We start from the raw sequence: 16,004 nt of genomic DNA, 5'->3' as shown, positions 1-16,004 counted from the left end.
CCGTCCGCGGCCGGGACGGACGATCAGGGCGCGGTGCCCGGCCCCACGTTGCGAGAGTTGCGAGTGCGCAGGTCGCGCACGTACTCGGCGGGGGCACCGGCGATCTCGGCGGCTTCGGCCATCACGCCGAGGTAGCGCGCACTGGGCAGGCCGCCCTCGTACGCGTCCAGAACGTAGAGCCAGGCCAGGACCGGCCCGTCGTCGGTGTCCACGCGAAGGCGAATCTTGCGATGGATGCCGAGCTCCGACCCCTCCCACCGGTCCAGGCGGTCCTCGTCCTCCGGCGGCACGTCGTAGAGGACGACGAACACGCGCGAGTCGGGGTCCTCGACCACCGTGGCCAGCGCGCCTTCCCAGCCGATGTCGCCGCCGCCGAAGGTCAGGCGCCAGCCCTGCAACCATCCGGTTCCGGCCACCGGCGAGTGGGGGCACCGCTCGAGCATCTGCTCGGGATGCATGTTGGAACCGTAGGCGGCGTAGATCGGCACGGCGGTCAGCCTAATCCGTCCGCGCAGCGGGCTCGGGTCGGGGAGCGGACCGTCGGTGCGGTGAATTAGGTTGGACGGTGTGAGTGACCCTCACGCTTGCTTCTTCTCCCGCACATCCACCACGGAGGCTTCATGACCCGCATCGTGATCATCGGCGGCGGACCGGCCGGCTACGAGGCCGCTCTGGTCGCCGCACAACACGGCGGGTCGGTCACCCTGGTCGATTCCGACGGGGTCGGTGGAGCTTGCGTGCTGTGGGACTGCGTCCCCTCCAAGACCTTCATCGCCTCCACCGGCATCCGGACGGACATGCGGCGCGCGACGGACCTCGGTATCGAGCTCGACCCGTCGTCGGCGGTCGTCGACCTGCCGCAGATTCACAACCGCGTGAAATCCCTTGCGCAAGCGCAGAGTTCGGACATTCGGGCGCGACTGCAGACCGTCGGAGTGCGCGTGCTGTCCGGGACGGCGAAGGTGGTGGACACGCAGCCGGGACTCGCCGCGCACACCGTCGAGGCTGCCCTGTCGACGGGGCAGACCGAGCGGATGGACGCCGAGGTGGTGCTCGTCGCCACCGGCGCGAGCCCGCGGGTGCTGCCGGGGGCGCAGCCGGACGGCGAACGCATCCTGACCTGGCGCCAGCTCTACGACCTGCAGGAGCTCCCGTCGCATCTGATCGTGGTCGGATCCGGCGTGACCGGCGCGGAGTTCGTCTCGGCGTACACCGAGATGGGCGTCAAGGTCACCGTCGTGTCGAGCCGTGACCGCGTGCTCCCCGGCGAGGACGCGGACGCGGCACTCGTGCTCGAGGACGTGCTGTCCGAGCGTGGTGTCACGCTGGTCAAGCAGGCACGCGCGGACTCGGTGACGCGCACCGACGACGGCATCGTGGTGACCCTCTCCGACGGGCAGACGGTGGAGGGATCGCATGCGCTCATGACGGTCGGTTCCGTGCCCAACACCGCGGATCTCGGCCTCGAGAACGTCGGGCTCGAACTCGACCGCGGCGGATACCTCCGCGTCGACCGCGTCTCGCGCACCAGCGTGCCCGGCATCTACGCCGCCGGTGACTGCACCGGCCTGCTGCCGCTCGCCTCCGTCGCGGCGATGCAGGGTCGGATCGCGATGTACCACGCGCTCGGTGAGGGCGTCAGCCCGATCAAGCTCAAGACCGTCGCCTCGGCCGTCTTCACCCGCCCCGAGATCGCCACGGTCGGCGTCGGGCAATCGGCCATCGACAACGGCGAGGTGCCGGCCCGCACGGTGATGCTGCCGCTCAACACCAACCCGCGCGCCAAGATGTCCGGCCTGCGGCGCGGTTTCGTCAAGATCTTCTGCCGCCCGGCCACCGGCGTGGTGATCGGCGGCGTCGTGGTCGCCCCGACGGCGTCGGAGCTGATCCTGCCCATCGCGATCGCCGTGCAGAACAACCTCACCGTCCGCGATCTCGCTCAGACCTTCTCGGTCTACCCGTCGCTCACCGGGTCCATCACGGAGGCTGCACGCCAGCTCATCAGCCACGACGATCTTGACTGAGGTCGTCAGCTCCCGGTGACCGGTTGGCGCAGGATCGTCCGCAGGCGCTCGGGCGCGGTACGACGGGCGTCGTTCAGGTAGATCTCGTGGTGGCGGCCGGTGAGCGACCGGCCGCGGGCCGTCGCGTCGTCGTGCATCGCCGCGATGACCGGGCCCTCGGCGTCGTACGGTCCGACATGGAGGCTCTGCACGACCGTGCCTTCGTCGATCGTGCGCAGCTCGACGGGGCGTGGCGGCGGGCCCCCGGCGCGGTCCCGGACCCGGCCGAGCACGGTGTCGAGGTGCTCGGCGGTGATCCACTCGGGGACGACGGTGAGCACCGTCCAGTGCCACCTGTTCTTGTTCCGGCCCGAGGTGAACGCCTCCAGGTCGTCGGCCCACCACAGTGCTTCGAGCGGTGGTACGCGGTACTCGCGCTGCAGTTCTCGGGACGACAGAAACTTCAGCCCGTACGTGACGGGATAGAGCGACGCCAGGGCGTCGGCGTAGGACGACGACGTGTTCGGGTCGCCCGATCCGTCGACGGCGAGGTAGCGACGTGCGGGCAGGTCGAGGAGATCGATGCGGCCGCGTCGCGCGGTGTAGCCGGCAAGCTCTCGGCGGGGATCGAACGGCACGGGCACCTCCGGACCGGGACACGGTGGACGGGTCGACGGGACCGCCCGATCTCGCGACCGCGTGACGCAGACGGTACGTCTTACACCAACGACTGCGCGACTCGATGGTCACCGTGCGCAATCCCGCGGTCATGTGTTGCGCGGACTGCTTTGTCTTGTTTGAGTTGTGTGGATCACACCGGGGACGATCTCTCCGGGTGCGACGACGACGAGAGGACCCGACCATGGGCGCCCGCAGCTTTCTCCTTCCCGATCTGGGCGAAGGCCTCACCGAAGCAGAACTCATCAGCTGGTCGGTGACTCCGGGCGACACCGTCGAACTCAACCAGGTCATCGCCGAGGTCGAGACGGCCAAGGCCTCCGTGGAACTGCCGTCGCCGTACGCGGGCGTCGTGCTGGCCCTGCACGTCGATGCCGGGGACACCGTCGAGGTGGGCACACCGATCATCGACATCGGCGACGGGCCGGACGACTCGGAGCCGACCGCCACCGTCCCGTCGGTCGAGGCCCCGACCACCGTCCGGGACGAGGCGCCGGCCGACAGTCCGACGGCACCCCCTGCCGTGAACGGACACGAGGCTTCCGGGGACGGCCGTGTGCCGGTGCTCGTCGGCTACGGCGTCACGGGGGAGACGGCCGGCCGACGCGGCGCCCGACCTGGGACGGAGTCCGCGGCGAACGCCGCATCGAGCGCAGCGCCCGCACCGTCAACGGACTCGTCTCGACCGCTCGCAGCGCCGCCGGTGCGCTTCCTCGCGCGGCAGGAGGGAATCGATCTGGCGGACGTGCCGCCGACCGGTCCGCACGGTGAGGTGACCCGCGAGGACGTGACGGCGTATCTCGACCGCACCGCTCGATCGACCGACGACGTGCCGCTCGACGCCCCGGCGCGGGAGACCCGAACGCCGATCAAGGGGGTGCGGAAGCACACCGCGGACGCCATGGTCCGCAGCGCGTTCACCGCGCCGCACGTGACCGAGTTCGTCACCGTCGACGTCACGCCGACGATGGACCTGCTCGACCGGCTGCGCGAGTCCGATCACCTCGCCGGCGTGCGCATGACACCCCTGGTCCTGGTCGCGAAGGCCGTGCTCGCGGCGGTCCGCCGGAACCCGTCGCTGAATTCCGCCTGGGACGAGGAGACCCGGGAGATCGTCACCAAGCACTACGTGAACCTCGGCATCGCCGCCGCGACCCCGCGCGGACTGATGGTGCCGAACGTCAAGGACGCCGACCGGATGAGCCTGCGCGACCTCGCGATCGCCCTGGCCGACCTGACCGCCGTCGCCAAGGAGGGAAAGACGGGTCCGCGTGACCTCGAGGACGGCACCATCACGATCACCAACGTCGGCGTGTTCGGCGTCGACGCCGGGACTCCGATCCTCAACCCGGGTGAGGCGGCGATCCTGTGTATGGGCGCGATCCGGCGGCAGCCGTGGGAGTTCGAGGGTGAGATCGCCCTGCGGCAGGTCACCACGCTGAGCGTCTCGTTCGACCACCGACTGGTGGACGGCGAGCAGGGGTCGCGGTTCCTGGCCGACGTCGCCGCGATGCTGTCGGATCCCGTAGCGCTGGTCGCTCTGGGCTGATGGCCCTGGCCGGCCGGATCAGAAGGCGTACCGCACGGTGAGCCAGGGTGCGCGCTCGGCGATGATGTCGGTCAACCGGGCCACCGCCGCGGCCTTGACGTCGTTCCGGTAGCGGACGTTGAGCGCGCCGTTCTGGGATCGCTTGGCCTGCTGCGTCTCCGGGGTCCACAGCACCCGTTCCGCCTTCGGGTGCCAGCCGAGGTTCACCTGATGTAGATCGCGGTTGTGGGTCAGCATGATGACCTCCGCGGCGGCCTGCTTCTTGAAGTCGTCACCCGTCGCGGCGGCGACGGAGTCGATCAGCGTCGTCCACCGCTCCTCCCACCCCTCGACCAGCACGACCGGGGAGAAGTTCAGATGCACCTCGTAGCCGGCGGCGACGAAGTCGTCGAGCGCTCCCATCCGGTCCGCGATGGGTGAGGTGCGGATGTCGAGCAGGCGCGACTCCTGCTCCGGCATCAGCGAGAAGCGGATACGGGTGCCCCCGCGCGGGTCCAGCGACAGCAGGTCCCGGTTGACGTACTTGGTGGCGAAGCTGGCCTTCGCGCCGTCCCACCCCGCGAAGGCACGGATAAGGTCGGCGACGTTGTCGCTCACGGTGGCGTCGACACTGCAGTCGCTGTTCTCGCCGATGTCGTAGACCCAGTCCGTCGGATCGCACTGGTTCGGCGCGGGCTTCGGACCCTGCCGCGCCACATGGCGCCCGAGGTAGCCGACGATCCTGTCGATGTTGGTGAACACCGTGATCGGGTTGGCGTAGCCCTTGCGGCGGGGCACGTAGCAGTAGGCGCAGGCCATCGCGCACCCGTTGGCCGTCGACGGCGCGATCCAGTCCGCCGACCGTCCGTTCGGCCGCGCGGTCAGCGACTTCTTCACGCCGAGCACCAGGTCCTCGGTCTTGACCCGCACCCATCGGTCGATGTTGCCCTCGTTGCCGTGCAGCGACGGAATCTGCCAGTGCGAGTCGACCTCGATCACCTCGGCGGTCGGGAAGCGGGCCAGCACCTCCTGGCCGCGCAGGTCCGCGATCGCCCCCGGTTCGGCCCAGATGCGGCGGGGGTCGAGCAGGGCGTGGGTGCGAGCATTCACTTCCCCGGGCTATCACGGCCGACCGACACCGGACCGTCGGTAACGCCCCGAGAAGTCGAGTACAAGCGAACTGCAAGCGGCGCCGCGCACAGTCCTCGTGACGGCCGACCCGACCTCCCGGGTCCGGCCCCCGACGAGAGGAACTGCCATGGGCACCAGCCCCGCCCGCCCCACCACGTTCGACGACACCCTCGGGATGCGGCTGTCGCACCGCGCGATGATCGCCGACGCGGGTCGACTCACCGATCTGCTGGCCGGCCTGGTCGCGGGTGCACCCACCGATGCCCGGCACGGCGCGGCCGTCGCCGAGTACCTGCAGCTGTTCTGCACCAGCATCGAGCACCATCACCGCACCGAGGACGACGTCCTGTGGCCGATTCTCGTCGAGACCGCCGGCCCCCACGTCGACCTGTCCGAGCTCACCGAGGACCACGACGCCCTCGATCCGATCCTGGCAGGCATACGCGAGCTCGCCCCACAGCTGCCCGACCGCACGGCGACCGCGGCGCTCGCGGGCCATCTCGGCCGGTTGCGCGATCTGCTCACCGAACACATCGCGGAAGCGGCAACGTTGTCGTCTGATGCAGCCTGACCGCCCGCATCGTCGCATCCCTGCTGCCGATCGAAAGAGAAAATGTCATGGCGCCCCTTGCGCGTGCACTGCTGGCAGTCCCCGAACCCGAGCAGAACCCGACCGACCCGGTCCTCGACCTCGCACCCGACGCCGCAGACCCCGGCGTCGACACCAGCGCCGGCCTCGACCCGCGGACCGACCCGGAATCGTTGACCCTCTGCACGCTCATGTGGTCTACAGACACCGCCGCCGCCGCCCGGGTCACCGGTGCCCTGGTGCCGGCCGACTTCGCCGAGCCCGCCTACGCGGAACTGTTCACCGTCATCGCCGAACTCGTCACCAGCGGACAACCACACGACCCCGCCTCCATCGCCGCCGTCCTGCACCGAGCCGGGGGAGGGCAGAAAGACGTACCGCTGCGCCGAGCACGGGCGGACGTCGTCACCGCCGACACCACCGGATCCTCCGCCGCCGTGCACTACGCCGACATCGTCCTCTCACAGTCCTAACGGCGGTCGTTCCACATCACTGGGCAGCGACTCATCCAGGCCGCCGAACAAGGCCCCGAGGACGAGTTATCTTCACTCGTGTGCAGTAGCTGAAACGAGTGCCCAGATCAACACGTGGCGGTAATGTCTGTGACGACATTGGACAACCCCGTCTGGAGAATTTGCTGTCGCGGCGCGGTCGGATGCTCGGGCTGAGATGTCACAGAATTGGACCCGCACTGGAGCGACAATCGATCAGTCATGAGTCTGCGCGTAACGAGCGCGGTGGTGGAGTTCGGTTACCGTGATGCCGATGCCGATGGCGGTGCTCGGTTCGCGGCACCCATCGGTGTCAGCACTGGTGGTGGGCTCCGTCCTGGCTGATTGAGACTCTGTAATCCGCGCAGGTATGAACAGGAAGGCGCGTCGACCATGCAGACCCTGCGCAAACTTCGAGATATACGCTCGCCTTTCGGCGAGGTGCGTACTGTCACGGGCCACGCGATTGTCGCGTTTACGGCTTTCGCCGTGGTCATGTCCTTGAGTGCGTGCGGAACCGGATCGCAAGTCGGCGGACCGGTGGATTCTGCACTTGATCCTGTGACACGCGATTGTTCTGTGACGGATGCGTGGTCGGGGACGGTGACGGTGGGCGATGGAAAGCTCCCGCCCGGGCCGGTGCTCGCCCCACCGGATACCGATGACTTACCTGGTCAGGCGATTGTGGGTGACGTTGCCTTGCAGGAAGTGACACTAAGTCCTGGGTCCGATGATCAATCCGCGCTGAGGATCGGCTACGAGTTCATCGGAGACGGCCAGATCGGGTGGTCTGCGCGGTACACATCGCTTCCGTTGCGCCATGCCAATTCAGAACCCGTGCCCGTGGCCGGCACGTGCTTGTTGCAGGTTGACTTCACTGGATTTCCCACGACCTCGGAAAGTGATGTGCCTCCTTATCAGTCGCGGTTGACCACCACCGAATCAAACGATGTTGTCGAAGTCGTGACGTTTGGACCCACGACGGGTGATGCAGTCACACAGTCGTTCATCGGATTCAGATCAGTCGAACCGGTTGTGCGTATCGGCCAATCGGGTGAAGGTTCGTCTTTGGAGATCGTGACGAGCAGCGAAAACTAAGGATTCATTTACGTAACGATCGGTCTTAAGTGGTAACGGCAGCGGCAGTCACGGGAGCAAGGTCGATACGTCGGGTTTGAATCGGCTACCCAGGAGGGCTCCATGTCCAGAAAATTCGCATCCGCGTTCGCCGCCACTGTTGCAGCTTTGGGGCTAGCAGTCATGACGCCGGGTGTTGCTGACGCAGCAACATGTTCCAGCGGCCGGGCCTGATTCTTCAGCGGCTCGAATTACACGGGATCACAGGTCGACGTTCTAGTGAACAGTGGTGTGGGCTGCGTCAACTTGCCTGGTAATAGGTCTGGGTTGAGTAATGGAGCAGCGACAGGTGGGACCGTGTGGTCCAACTCGAATTGCAGTGGCTCGAACTCGACTGCAATTTCGTCCAATTTCCCGTTTTTGGCGCGATCGGTGAGTTTTTGCCTGGTTTGCCGACCAGGGGAGTAACCGCAAATGGGTAACTTTGGCGCGCCGTTCTACTTCCGTCGGTTCGAGACCTGAATCTGCAATTGCCTGCGGGACCAATTTAAGCGCAAGGAACGCGAACGAAGTCTGGAGTAACCGTTCGCCGGCCTCACTTTTTACGTTGCGGGCTCGTATCGGGGCGGGGGCGGGGTTCGGCGTAGCGCGAGGTTTTCGCCGTGCGCCGCGGCGAGCGCTGCTTGTAATCGGGTTATTTCGGTTTTGGCCTCACCGAGTTGGCGGGTGAGGCTGAGCACGATGGTGCTGTGGGTGTCTGTGGCGATCGGGGTGGCCGTTGTCGGTTGGTTGCGGGTTCGTAGACGGGTGATCATCTCGCGCAGTTCGGTGTTGCGGTAGAGAAAGTCGAGGCTGACTTTGCCTTCGCGTGCCACCTTGGGGAAGTTCACTGCGTCGCCGCGTTTGTTCAATGGGAGCTTGACCCGGTTTCCCGGACACCTGATCTGTAGCGTTGCTGCTGCAGGAGAGGAGTCCGAGCTATGCCCGCTGCCCATCCCGAGGAGTTCCGCCGCCGGGCGGTCGACCTGACACGTCAGCCGGGGGCGAGTGTCATGCGCATCGCGTCCGACCTCGGCATCAGTGAGTCGTGTCTGCGCAGGTGGATGAAACTCGATGACGTCGATGCCGGCCGCGTCGACGGTCTGTCCACGAGCGAACGCGCCGAGCTGGCACAGTTGCGCCGAGACAAGAAGCGCCTCGAGACCGAGGTCGAGATCCTCAAACGCGCAAGCGCCTATTTCGCGCGGGAGAACATCCTCCCGAAATAGGTTTCCGGCTGGTCCACGAATTGGCTGCGGACGGCTTCCCCGTCGCGGTGACCTGCCGGACCCTCGAGGTGTCGAGGTCCGGATTCTACGACTGGCGACATCGACCACCGTCCGAGCGTGATATGTCGGATGCACTGTTGGCCAACAGCATCCGTGATATCCACCAAGGCTCACGCGGGTGCTACGGCGCGCCGCGGGTCCACGCCGAACTCCGTCTCGGCGGTGGCATCTCGGTCGGACGCAAACGTGTCGCACGGGTGATGCGGCTACTCGGCGTTGCTGGTATCGGTGTCCGCCACAAGCGTCGCCACCGACCCGCACCAGCGGTGCACGACGATCTCGTCGCCCGCCGGTTCGTCGCCGAGCGGCCCGATCAGATCTGGTGCACCGACATCACAGAACACCCCACCGGCACGGGCAAGGTGTACTGCTGCGGGGTCCTCGACACATTCTCCCGGCGCATCGTGGGATGGTCGATCGCCGATCACATGCGTACCGACCTCGTCGTAGACGCACTGCAGATGGCGCTGTGGCGCCGCCACCCCGATACCGGGACGATCACGCACTCGGACCGCGGATCCCAGTACACCAGCTGGGTTTTCGGCCAACGACTGCGCACGGCAGGACTGCTCGGGTCGATGGGTCGGGTGGCCTCGAGCGTCGACAACACGATGATGGAATCGTTCTGGTCGACGATGCAACGCGAGCTGCTCGACACCCGATCATGGGACACCCGAGATCAGCTCGCCTCCGCGATCTTCGAATGGATCGAAGCCTGGTACAACCCGCACCGCCGGCACTCCGGGATCGGCTACTCCTCGCCAGTGGATTACGAACACGCCTACCATCGACGGGTCACCTCAGACGTGGCCTGAACACCCAACCCGAACTGTCCGGGAAACCGGGTCAAGCTCCCCTCCGAGCATCGTCCCGTCGCGACCGTCGCGCCGTGGGCGCGGACCTCGTCGGCGGCGAGCGCGGCCAGGGTGGTCTTGCCGTCGCCGGCCTCGCCGGTCACCCAGATCGTGGCGGCGCGCGACTCCGCCCTCGTCCGCGCCAGCACCGCGGCCACTCGGGCCGACTCGGCCGGGCGAGCGTCCACCGCGGGCACGGCGGCCGTCCGCGGGCGCGGCGACCGCAGCGTGACCACGGGCGGGGCCGACGGTTCCTCGTGGTCGGGCGGAGGTGTCGAGACGTCCCGGTGAGCCAGGATGTCGGACTCCAGCGACCGCAATGGCGGCGCGGGATCGACACCGAACTCGTCGGCCAGGTGACGGCGGCTGCGCGCGAGGACATCGAGTGCGTCGAGTTGACGACCCGAGCGGTAGAGCGCCGTGGCGAGCAGACGCACACTCTCCTCGCGGTCCGGCCGATCCCGCACGATGCCGGTGAGTTCAGCGATGACCGCCGCGTGGTCGGCGAGCAGTCGTCGCGCATCGGCCGCGTCGGGCGACGTGCGGGCGAGGGTCAGCGCGCGGTCGACGAGGCGGGCGTCCACCGCGTCCTCGGGGAGCACGAGGCCGTAGCCCGGCGCCGCGCCGACCAGCAGGCGGGGCCGCCCACGCGCGGGGCGGTTCGGCTCGAGGATGCGGCGCAGGTTGGACACGTGCACCTGCAGGGCCGCGAGCGCACGCGGGGGAGGTGTGGTCCACAGATCGTCGATCAACGTGTCCACCGGAACCACGTCGGAGCCGCCGATCACCAAGCGCTGCAGTAACGCTCGTTGGCGGCGGCTGCCCGCCGAGACCTCGCGCCCGTCGACCGTGACCACGAGGGGGCCCAGGACGGAGACCGTGACCGGACCGAAGCCGGTGTCCCCGAGCGCGTCCGGGTGCAGCGTCGCCACGCCGCACAGGCTACTGCGCCGCGGTGACCCCCACCGGCGGTTGACAGCGCGGGCACCAGTAGATCTGCCGCTCCTCGGTGGGGTCGTCGCCGAGCAGACCGAATTGCACTGCCGTGCCGCACCGCCGACACGGTTTGCCCTCTCGGCCGTAGACCCAGAAGTGACGCCCCGCGCGGAGATCCCCGGTGAACGTGCGGGCGTTCCGATCCTTGTTGGCGACGATGCTGCGGTACGACAGGTCGACCATCGGCGCGAGATCGACCTCGCGGACGGGTGTGCGGGGGTCGACCCCGCGGACGAAGCAGATCTCGTTGCGATAGACGTTGCCCAGACCGGCGAGGTTGCGTTGATCCAACAACGCGAGTCCGATCGGTCGACCCGGGTCCGCGGCCAGGTTCGCGACCGCGAGTGCGGCATCCCAGCTCGGTCCCAACAGGTCGGGGCCGAGATAGCCCACGGCCTCGTCCAGAGTGTCCAGGATCTCGACCACGCCGAGCTCGAACCCGACGGCCACGCGGTCGTCCGTGGCGAGGACGATGCGGGCCTGGTACGCGGGGCGACGCCAGCGGGTTCCGGGCCGGTACACGTGCCAGGCGCCCTCCATCTTCAGGTGCGAGTGGATGACGTGATGCGCGACTTCGATGGCCAGGTGTTTGCCCACCGAGTGCACGGCCTGCACCCGGTGACCGGAGAAGTCGACGGTGGCGTACCTCGGCACGCGGACGTCGCAGACGGTCAGAACCTTGCCGTCGAGCGCGTCGCGCAGGGTGTTGGCGGTGCGCCAGACGGTGTCGCCCTCGGGCATTCAGGTGACCCTGATCCGGAGGCCGCGCGGGGTGGCCGTGAACCCCGACTCGGCGAGCACGGACGCGAGCACGGTGCCGTGGATGTCCTCGCCGTCGGTGCGTTCGACCAGCAGGCGGTCCACCGACCTCGTGGTCACCAGGGACCCGAGCGCCGCACCGGCCGCCGACAGTGCGTCGCGGTCGGCGGTGAACGTCAGAATCGACTTGCCGCCCCGTTCGACGAAGAGCACCAGGTGGCCGTCCACCAGCACCACGAGGGCGCCCGCCTTGCGTCCCGGGCGGTGGCCGGACGCGCCCTCGATCTCGCTCTTGGGCCACGGGAGGGCCGCGCCGTAGGGGTTGGCCGGGTCCGTGGCCGCCAACGCGACGGCACCGAGGCTGCGCTCGGACTCGCTGCGCAGGCGATCCACCACGTCGGAGGTGGAGAACTGGGCGCCGCCGAGGGAGTCGACGAAGTACCCCCGCCGCGCGCGCCCCGAATCCTCGAACCCGGTGAGCACCTTGTACACCCCCCCGAAGCCGCCGGGAATGCCCTCGTCCATCACCGACCCCCGCGTGACGACGCCGTAGCGCTCGAGCAGGATCTCCGCCGTCGCGTGGGCGCGCACGGTGGGGTCCGTGTCGACCTCCGGCACCAGAGCCCACCGACCGCCGACGGTGGGCGGACCGGTGCGGGTGGGCAGGGTGGGCCGTGCGTAGCGCTGGTAGGAGCGGGAGCGGGGGGAGCGACGAGCCGGCCGGTGACTCGGCGCGGACCGCGTGGTGCCGTGCAGCAGTGACCGCAGCGGCGCGAACGTGTCGTTGGTCAGGTGTCCGGTCCACACGAGGTCCCACAGCGCGGCGGCGAGCGTCGTGTCGTCCGGCGGGTCGACCGCGCGTTCGCGCAGCACCGTTCCCACGGTGTCGGAGAGCTGGCGGAAGAAGAACGCGCCGCCGCCCGACAGGGCCTGCAGGACGGCGTGTTGGAGGTCGCTGAGCTCGTCGTCGCGGGGGAGGGGGAGGGTCACCGGAGCGGCGTCGGCCGGGTGCAGGCACACCCACCCGTCCTTCGACGAGATGGACCCGTGGCCTGACCACACCACCTCACCGGTGGCGGTGAGCTCGTCGAGCATCGCCGGCGAGTAGTCCCGCACGCGCTGCGGCAGGATCAGCGACTCCCACGCCGACGCCGGGATCGGAACGCCGGCGAGCTGATCGATCACGGTGACCACGCCGTCGAGTCCGCGCAGGGTTCCGCCGACGTGCTGCCAGCGCGGCAGGAACCGGCCCAGGACGTGCGTGGGTACGGGCTCCACGTCCTGACGGGCCGCGGCGAGGGAACGCCGTCGCAGACGTCGGAGCACCTCGGCGTCGCACCATTCGCTGCCCGACCCGCCGGGCCGGAATTCGCCCTCCACCACACGTTTCGCCGCGGCGAGGCGCAGCAGGACGTCACGCGCCACCGCGGAACCCACGCCGAACCGGCCGGCGACGTCGGCCACCGAGAAGGGGCCGTGGGTGCGGGCGTACCGGCTCACCAGATCGCCCATCGGATCCTCGACGGGTTCGATGAACGCGTCCGGAACGCCGATCGGGAGCGGGACGCCGAGGGCGTCGCGCAGCCTGCTCGCGTCCTCGATGGCCACCCACCACGAGGACCCGGCGAAGGACACCTCGAGGGCGCGCCGGTCCGAGACCAGGTCCGCCACCCAGCCGGCCGCGGCCTCCGGGGTCTCGCATCGTGCCTCGAGTTCGGCCGTGGTAAGCGGGCCGAGCAGGCGCAGCAGGTCGGCCACGCCCTCCTTGTCGCGGGCCTTCCGGTCCGGCGCGAGCCGTTGCAGCTCGGTCTCGGTGTCCGCGACCACGGCGGCGTCGAGCAGGTCGCGCAGCTCCACCCGCCCGAGCAGCTCGGCGAGCAGCGAGGCATCGAGAGACAGTGCGGCAGCACGGCGTTCGGCCAGCGGCGAGTCGCCCTCGTACATGAACTGGCCGACGTACGAGAACAGCAGCGACGTGGCGAACGGCGACGGCGTGTCGGTGTCGACCGTCAGGACGCGGATCTGGCGCCGGGCGATGCGGGTGCTCAGCGCCTCGAGGGACGGCAGGTCGTAGACGTCCTGCAGGCACTCGCGGACCGTCTCGAGCAGGATCGGGAACGTCGGGTACTTCCGCGCGACGTCCAGCAGCTGGGCGGCGCGCTGCCGCTGCTGCCACAGCGGCGCCCGCTTGCCCGGATTACGACGCGGCAGAAGCAGTGCGCGCGCGGCACATTCGCGGAACCGGGAGGCGAAGAGCGCGGACCCGCCCACCTGCTCGGTGACGATGTCGGCGATCTCGTCGCGCTCGAACACGAACAGGTCGGCGCCGGGCGGCTCGTCCTCGGTGTCGGGCAGCCGCACGATGATGCCGTCGTCGGACGCCGTCGGCTGGGAGTCGATGCCGAACCGCTCGATCAACCGCGCGCCGACGGCCAATGCCCACGGTGCGTGCACCTGCTGGCCGTAGGGCGAGTGCAGGACCAGCCGCCAGTCACCGAGTTCGTCGCGGAATCTCTCCACCACGAGAGTGCGGTCGGTCGGGAGATGGCCGGTGGCCGTACGCTGTTCGGCGAGCAGCGCCAGCAGGTTGGTGACCGCGTTGGCGTCCAGACCGCCGGCGGACAACCTCTCGCGCATCGCGTCGTCGTCCGTCGCGGACCGGAGGAAGCCGCCGAGGGCCTCGCCGAGCTCGGCCGGACGCCCCAGCCCGTCCCCGTGCCAGAACGGCAGTCGGCCGGGTTGGCCGTACGCGGGGCTGACCAGAACGCGGTCGTGCGTGATCTCCTCGATGCGCCAGCTGGTGGCGCCCAGGGCGAACACGTCGCCCACCCGCGACTCGTAGACCATTTCCTCGTCGAGTTCGCCCACTCGGCTGGCCTTCTCCCCGACCATGAAGACGCCGAAGAGTCCGCGGTCGGGGATGGCGCCACCGGAGGTGACGGCCAACCGCTGGGCACCGGGCCGGCCGGTGAGCGAGCCGCCGTCGCGATCCCACACCAGGCGTGGGCGGAGCTCGGCGAACTCGTCCGAGGGGTACCGCCCGGACAGCAGATCCAGGGTCGACTCGAACGCGGACCGCGGCAGCGTCGCGAAGTTCCCGGTGCGACGCACGGTGTCGAACCACTCGTCGGCGTCGATCGGTTCGAGAGCACACGCGGCGACCGTCTGCTGGGCGAGGATGTCGAGCGGATTGGCCGGTACCTGCAGGGCCTCGATGTGACCCTCGGTCATCCGCTGGACCGTGACGGCGCAGTGGATGAGATCGGTGCGGTGCTTCGGGAAGAGCACACCGCGGGAGATCTCGCCGACCTGGTGCCCCGCGCGGCCCACCCGCTGCAGGCCGCTGGCCACCGACGGCGGCGCCTCCACCTGGACCACGAGATCGACTGCACCCATGTCGATGCCGAGCTCGAGGCTGCTGGTGGCCACGACGCACTTGAGGCGGCCGGACTTCAGGTCGTCCTCGATCAGGGCGCGCTGATCCTTGCTGACGCTGCCGTGATGGGCCCGCGCGAGCAGGGGTTCCGATCCGTGGACCACCTCGCCGGAGGATCCGATCTGCGACGGCGGCGCGTGGTCCGTGGGCACCCCCTCGCCGAGCCGTTCGGCGTATACCTCGTTGAGGCGGGCGGTGAGCCGTTCCGACAGGCGCCGGGAGTTGGCGAACACGATCGACGACCGGTGCTCGAGCACGAGGTCGACGATCTGCGCCTCGACGTGCGGCCAGATCGACCCCTGCTGCGGCGCCGCCGAGGCGGAGCCCTCCTGCGGTTCGGACGTGCCGAGCTCGGTCATGTCCTCCACCGGCACCCGCACGGAGAGGTCGAAGGTCTTGGGGGACGCGGGAGCCACGATGCGGATGGGTGCGCTGCCGGTGAGGAACCGTCCGACCTCTTCGTGGGGACGCACGGTGGCCGAGAGTCCGATGCGCTGCGCGGGACGCTCCAACGCGGCGTCGAGCCGCTCGAGCGAGAGGGCGAGATGGGCGCCGCGCTTGGTCCCGGCCACGGCGTGCACCTCGTCGACGATGACGGTGTCGACCGTCTGCAACGTCTCCCGGGCGGCCGACGTCAGCATGAGGAACAGCGACTCCGGCGTGGTGATGAGGATGTCCGGCGGCGTCTTGAGCATGGCGCGCCGATCGGCGGGGCTGGTGTCACCCGAGCGAACGCCCACGGAAATCTCGGGCGGTGCGACCCCCTGCAGCTTGGCGGTCTGCGTGATCCCGACCAGGGGAGAGCGCAGGTTCCGCTCGACGTCGACGGCCAGCGCCTTGAGCGGCGAGACGTACAGCACGCGCGTTCCGCGCACGGAGTCGTCGGCGGCGGCATCGCGCTGGACCAGCCGATCGAGCGCCCACAGGAACGCCGAGAGGGTCTTGCCCGACCCCGTGGGGGCCACGACCAGCGTGTGGGCCCCGCTCGAGATGGAGTCCCACGCGCCGAGCTGGGCTCCGGTGGGTGCGGGGAACGCACCCTCGAACCACGCGCGGGTGGGCGCGGAGAACCGGGCCAGAACCTCGTCGGACGGGGGAGTGCTCACCGGTCCATAGTGCACCGACCCACCGACA

Annotated in this window: 14 protein-coding genes; 7 read left to right on the top strand and 7 right to left on the bottom strand. The window is 69.1% G+C overall.

Annotated elements, in window-relative coordinates:
* Positions 1-23: 23 nt before the first annotated feature.
* The gene (locus tag RC2_RS15435; RefSeq protein ID WP_068144369.1) at positions 24-488 is read right to left on the bottom strand and encodes a gamma-glutamylcyclotransferase family protein; all 465 of its coding nucleotides are present in this window, start codon (positions 486-488) and stop codon (positions 24-26) included.
* A 132-nt stretch (positions 489-620) separates the two neighbouring features.
* On the opposite strand from RC2_RS15435, the gene RC2_RS15430 reads away from it, so the two are divergent.
* Positions 621-2,024, top strand: a complete 1,404-nt coding sequence (locus tag RC2_RS15430; protein ID WP_068144366.1) for an NAD(P)H-quinone dehydrogenase — start codon at positions 621-623, stop codon at positions 2,022-2,024.
* A 5-nt stretch (positions 2,025-2,029) separates the two neighbouring features.
* On the opposite strand, the gene RC2_RS15425 is transcribed toward RC2_RS15430, so the two are convergent.
* Positions 2,030-2,641, bottom strand: coding sequence for a GyrI-like domain-containing protein (locus RC2_RS15425; protein ID WP_139277423.1), 612 nt, complete (start codon positions 2,639-2,641; stop codon positions 2,030-2,032).
* A gap of 224 nt (positions 2,642-2,865) precedes the next feature.
* On the opposite strand from RC2_RS15425, the gene RC2_RS15420 reads away from it, so the two are divergent.
* Positions 2,866-4,230 (top strand): dihydrolipoamide acetyltransferase family protein, encoded by a 1,365-nt coding sequence (locus RC2_RS15420; RefSeq protein WP_068144359.1) that lies wholly within the window; start codon positions 2,866-2,868, stop codon positions 4,228-4,230.
* An 18-nt stretch (positions 4,231-4,248) separates the two neighbouring features.
* On the opposite strand, the gene RC2_RS15415 is transcribed toward RC2_RS15420, so the two are convergent.
* Complete coding sequence (locus tag RC2_RS15415; protein WP_068144356.1) at positions 4,249-5,319, bottom strand: spore photoproduct lyase family protein; 1,071 nt, start codon at positions 5,317-5,319, stop codon at positions 4,249-4,251.
* Between the two features lie 148 nt (positions 5,320-5,467).
* Here RC2_RS15415 and RC2_RS15410 point away from each other — a divergent pair, with 148 nt between their 5' ends.
* The 3 genes from RC2_RS15410 to RC2_RS18740 all read left to right on the top strand — a co-directional run bounded on the left by RC2_RS15410 (position 5,468) and on the right by RC2_RS18740 (position 7,518).
* Positions 5,468-5,911 carry a hemerythrin domain-containing protein gene (locus RC2_RS15410; RefSeq protein WP_068144353.1) on the top strand — a complete coding sequence of 148 codons (444 nt, stop codon included), beginning with the start codon at positions 5,468-5,470 and terminating at the stop codon, positions 5,909-5,911.
* A 47-nt stretch (positions 5,912-5,958) separates the two neighbouring features.
* A complete protein-coding gene (locus tag RC2_RS15405; RefSeq protein ID WP_068144349.1) occupies positions 5,959-6,402 on the top strand; it encodes a DnaB-like helicase N-terminal domain-containing protein in 444 nt (147 codons plus the stop codon).
* A gap of 411 nt (positions 6,403-6,813) precedes the next feature.
* Positions 6,814-7,518: an AMIN-like domain-containing (lipo)protein gene (locus RC2_RS18740; protein ID WP_139277422.1), complete on the top strand. Its 705-nt coding sequence runs from the start codon at positions 6,814-6,816 to the stop codon at positions 7,516-7,518.
* 581 nt (positions 7,519-8,099) lie between these two features.
* Here RC2_RS18740 and RC2_RS18735 read toward each other — a convergent pair.
* Positions 8,100-8,387 carry a hypothetical protein gene (locus tag RC2_RS18735; protein ID WP_139277421.1) on the bottom strand — a complete coding sequence of 96 codons (288 nt, stop codon included), beginning with the start codon at positions 8,385-8,387 and terminating at the stop codon, positions 8,100-8,102.
* Between the two features lie 90 nt (positions 8,388-8,477).
* Here RC2_RS18735 and RC2_RS15400 point away from each other — a divergent pair, with 90 nt between their 5' ends.
* Both RC2_RS15400 and RC2_RS15395 read left to right on the top strand, forming a co-directional pair.
* The gene (locus RC2_RS15400; RefSeq protein ID WP_068151775.1) at positions 8,478-8,765 is read left to right on the top strand and encodes a transposase; all 288 of its coding nucleotides are present in this window, start codon (positions 8,478-8,480) and stop codon (positions 8,763-8,765) included.
* Positions 8,766-8,785: 20 nt separating this feature from the next.
* Positions 8,786-9,640, top strand: a complete 855-nt coding sequence (locus RC2_RS15395; protein ID WP_245811137.1) for an IS3 family transposase — start codon at positions 8,786-8,788, stop codon at positions 9,638-9,640.
* Here the strand turns inward: RC2_RS15395 and RC2_RS18730 are convergent.
* The 3 genes from RC2_RS18730 to RC2_RS15380 are packed head-to-tail and all read right to left on the bottom strand — an operon-like array spanning position 9,607 to position 15,976.
* On the bottom strand, positions 9,607-10,611 hold the full coding sequence (locus RC2_RS18730) for an AfsR/SARP family transcriptional regulator (protein WP_072681584.1): 1,005 nt from the start codon (positions 10,609-10,611) through the stop codon (positions 9,607-9,609). The genes RC2_RS15395 and RC2_RS18730 overlap by 34 nt on opposite strands.
* Before the next feature lie 10 nt (positions 10,612-10,621).
* Complete coding sequence (locus RC2_RS15385) at positions 10,622-11,416, bottom strand: DNA-formamidopyrimidine glycosylase family protein (RefSeq protein WP_068153553.1); 795 nt, start codon at positions 11,414-11,416, stop codon at positions 10,622-10,624.
* Positions 11,417-15,976, bottom strand: coding sequence for an ATP-dependent helicase (locus RC2_RS15380; RefSeq protein ID WP_218017971.1), 4,560 nt, complete (start codon positions 15,974-15,976; stop codon positions 11,417-11,419). It abuts the gene before it with no gap.
* Between the last annotated feature and the right edge of the window lie 28 nt (positions 15,977-16,004).

The sequence above is a fragment of the Rhodococcoides corynebacterioides NBRC 14404 genome (genome assembly GCF_001894765.1).
GTDB classification, from domain to species: domain Bacteria; phylum Actinomycetota; class Actinomycetes; order Mycobacteriales; family Mycobacteriaceae; genus Rhodococcoides; species Rhodococcoides corynebacterioides.
Note: the sequence above shows the minus strand (reverse complement) of the source record. Positions and strands in the feature narration are given on the sequence as shown.